Source organism: uncultured Arcanobacterium sp. (assembly GCF_947253055.1).
Classification (GTDB): Bacteria; Actinomycetota; Actinomycetes; order Actinomycetales; family Actinomycetaceae; genus Arcanobacterium_A.
This window is the reverse complement of record NZ_CAMXYE010000117.1, coordinates 1-2,593: the sequence shown is the minus strand read 5'-3', so window position 1 is coordinate 2,593 and position 2,593 is coordinate 1. Positions and strand designations below refer to the sequence as shown.

Below are 2,593 nucleotides of genomic sequence, written 5' to 3'. Positions count from 1 at the left end.
CGCAAGGTAAATTTATCCAGGCGGTGGTGAGTATAAAGAATAACGGGCAGAAGAAGGCCGTATTTTTTGATAACGACGTGAAGCTCATCGACGATCAGAATCGAGAACACTCTACTTCTTCCGATTCCTTCTATCTGGGAGATGCCAATTTGATGCTGAAGGATATTAATCCTGGCAACAGTGTAGAAGGAGTGCTGCTTTTTGATGTACCGCAAGATGCCACCCCCACTTTCTTGAAATTTGATACGGAGTGGTTGGCTGCGCCCGTGAAAGTGGCTCTGCAGTAAAAATAGTTTTGCGATAAAAACGGCTCTGCAATATAAGAGCTCTGCAATATAAGAGTTGATATTTTTAGGGGCAGACGGGAATTTTCCCGTCTGCCCCTAAATTTAGGTTCGAGTAAATTTACTTAAAATTTACTACTAGCGCCGGCGCAGAGCCAGAGCACCTCCACCTGCCAAAAGTAGCAAGCTGGAAAGAGCTAGCAGGCCAGCAGCCGTACCAGTGCGCGGCAAAGCTGGCTTCTTAGCCTCAGCTTTTGCTCCGGTGCCGTATTCTACAATCTGGTTTACTGCTGCTTTAACTTCCGGATCTCCGAGAGTTTTTTCTTCTACAATCTTTTCTTCGCCACTATCGTCATAGTAATACTTCACCATCTTCGTGGTTTCTGCGCCAGCTACGCCCTTTTGCACTACTTTTTCTTCTCCAGTAGGCATATTCGGATTAGCGCGGCGCTCTTCTTCATAAGGAAGATTCTTCACGGCGTCGTATTCCTTCTTCTGCAGCTTAGATTTCAGCTCAATATTCCAGCCGGCGATATCGTTTCCGCTCACTTCTAAGGAGTAGTACTTAGCTTTTGCTAGTTCCGGATCAGCGAAAGCTGCCTGCAAGAAGTAATCTCGATACTTGCCTGCATATTCATTCCAAAGATGGAATCCATCGGAGCTGCTTATAGCCGATTTATAGCCGGGGTTTCCGTTGCTATCTTTAAGCGAAATAAGTGAGAACTTTTGATTATCTTTGAAATCAAAAAACCCTTCCATCTTCCAGCGGCGATTCCAGGATTTATAGACTTTGCGCTCTTCGCCTTTTTTCTGCATATCGAAAGAAGTACGCACTTTTAATTTATTCTCATCTTTCGGCGCAATTATGCCCGTCAGCTTAGTGCTATTTACATCTAAATTGGCAGCTTGTGTCATGGTAATCCAGTACGCATCCGGCTCGGCTTCCGGCTCGGCTATAAGATTAGCTGATAGCCTTACGCGCCCCGGGTAATTCTTTCCATCTACATAAGAATATACCTGCAGCGGTTTGGAAAGCTCAGTATAAGTTTTCTTTCCGTACACATCTTTTATTTCGTCAGTATTCTTAATCTCAATTTTTACATCTTTGCAGTATTGAATATCGGGAGTGAAGAATTTGCTGTAAAACTTTTCGCGCTTCCCAGTTTCTTTATTTTTTCCTACGAAGTCCAGATAGAAAGCAATTTTTCCAGCTGATTTCCCAGCTTGTTCTGGATTGCAAGCCTGGCCAGGTGTATCTGCATACGGCTTCCAGCGCAAGCCAATAGTTATATCTTTTCCAACGGGAGCTGTTTTATCTTCAGCCTGAGCTTGGGTAGCTGTGAAAACAGCAAAGCCCGTGAAGGCCAAAGCTAGTGCAAGCACAAAAGCAAAAAGGCGAGAAGTCCAAGTGGATTTCCCGCTCGTATTCGTAAACGTCATCGGGGGGGGGGGTCCTCTCTGTGATTATTAATTTTGATTACTAATTATTTATCTCTTTGATTAGTAATTGTTTATCTCTGTGATTACTAATTATTTATTTTCGTGATTTATTGAGATAGGTCAATTCTCTAATGTTTAGGGACTTTATGCAATAGTGAGCGGGAATACCGAAAATTTCTTTAATTTATAAGTGTTTTTAAGAAATATCTCTCCAGCTCATTGAGGTAGGAAAAATAATAAAAGCACTTAGGTAAGACTAATCACTATTACAAAGTATCTACTCTAATCTCCTGATTAGGAATTTCTTTATTTAGCAGAGGATTGCGCTTATCTTTCTTGATTTTCTACCCAATCTAGAAAATCTTGCGCTAAAATCATGGGCTTTCCCCAGCGCGCGGCGTCGTGCGTTTTGGGAGATTGCCAGCTCGCTTCCGAAATAATTAGCACTTCACATTTCGGCGTCATATCGGTATCTGGTATTAATCGGTGCGCGATAGCGAGTTCCTCCATTTTTCGGCGCGGTATGGTATTTCCCGCTTTATTTACCGCCGTGCCGCTAAAGCATACCCGAGTGCCTATGCGCAGCAATTTATTTATATCGCTGCGATAAATGCCCTTATTTTTTAATGCGCGCGCACTGAGCTCCCAGCGCAGAAAATCTCGCCCCTGCTCGTCGGGAGCGCCGCCAAAAATGATCCCCGCTTCTTTACTTCCGCGCGGCAAAATGAAACCGGCGCGCTCCGGCGGGGAAAATACTTCCGGCACCGGCTGGTCAGATAGCAAATTTTCGGCAATGGTGCGCAGTGCCCGCGCTTTTTCCAGTGCGGAGGGGCGCTGGAAAGATTCTTGATCTGCGGCGCTCAGAGTAG

2 protein-coding genes and 1 pseudogene are annotated in these 2,593 nt (G+C 44.5%); 1 reads left to right on the top strand and 2 read right to left on the bottom strand.

The window, feature by feature from the left end; translation table 11 throughout:
* Nucleotides 1-287: DUF4352 domain-containing protein (locus tag Q0X35_RS06450; RefSeq protein ID WP_297566674.1), on the top strand; the 287-nt coding region annotated here is incomplete at its 5' end.
* A gap of 135 nt (nucleotides 288-422) precedes the next feature.
* Here Q0X35_RS06450 and Q0X35_RS06445 read toward each other — a convergent pair.
* Together Q0X35_RS06445 and Q0X35_RS06440 are read right to left on the bottom strand one after the other, a co-directional pair.
* Complete coding sequence (locus Q0X35_RS06445) at nucleotides 423-1,724, bottom strand: G5 domain-containing protein (protein WP_297566672.1); 1,302 nt, start codon at nucleotides 1,722-1,724, stop codon at nucleotides 423-425.
* A 327-nt stretch (nucleotides 1,725-2,051) separates the two neighbouring features.
* A pseudogene (locus tag Q0X35_RS06440) lies at nucleotides 2,052-2,593 on the bottom strand (hypothetical protein); the annotation flags it as partial.

Coding starts and splice junctions, on each gene's coding strand:
- Q0X35_RS06445 (WP_297566672.1), bottom strand. CDS start 1,724: ATGACGTTTACGAATACGAGCGGGAAATCCACTTGGACTTCTCGCCTT.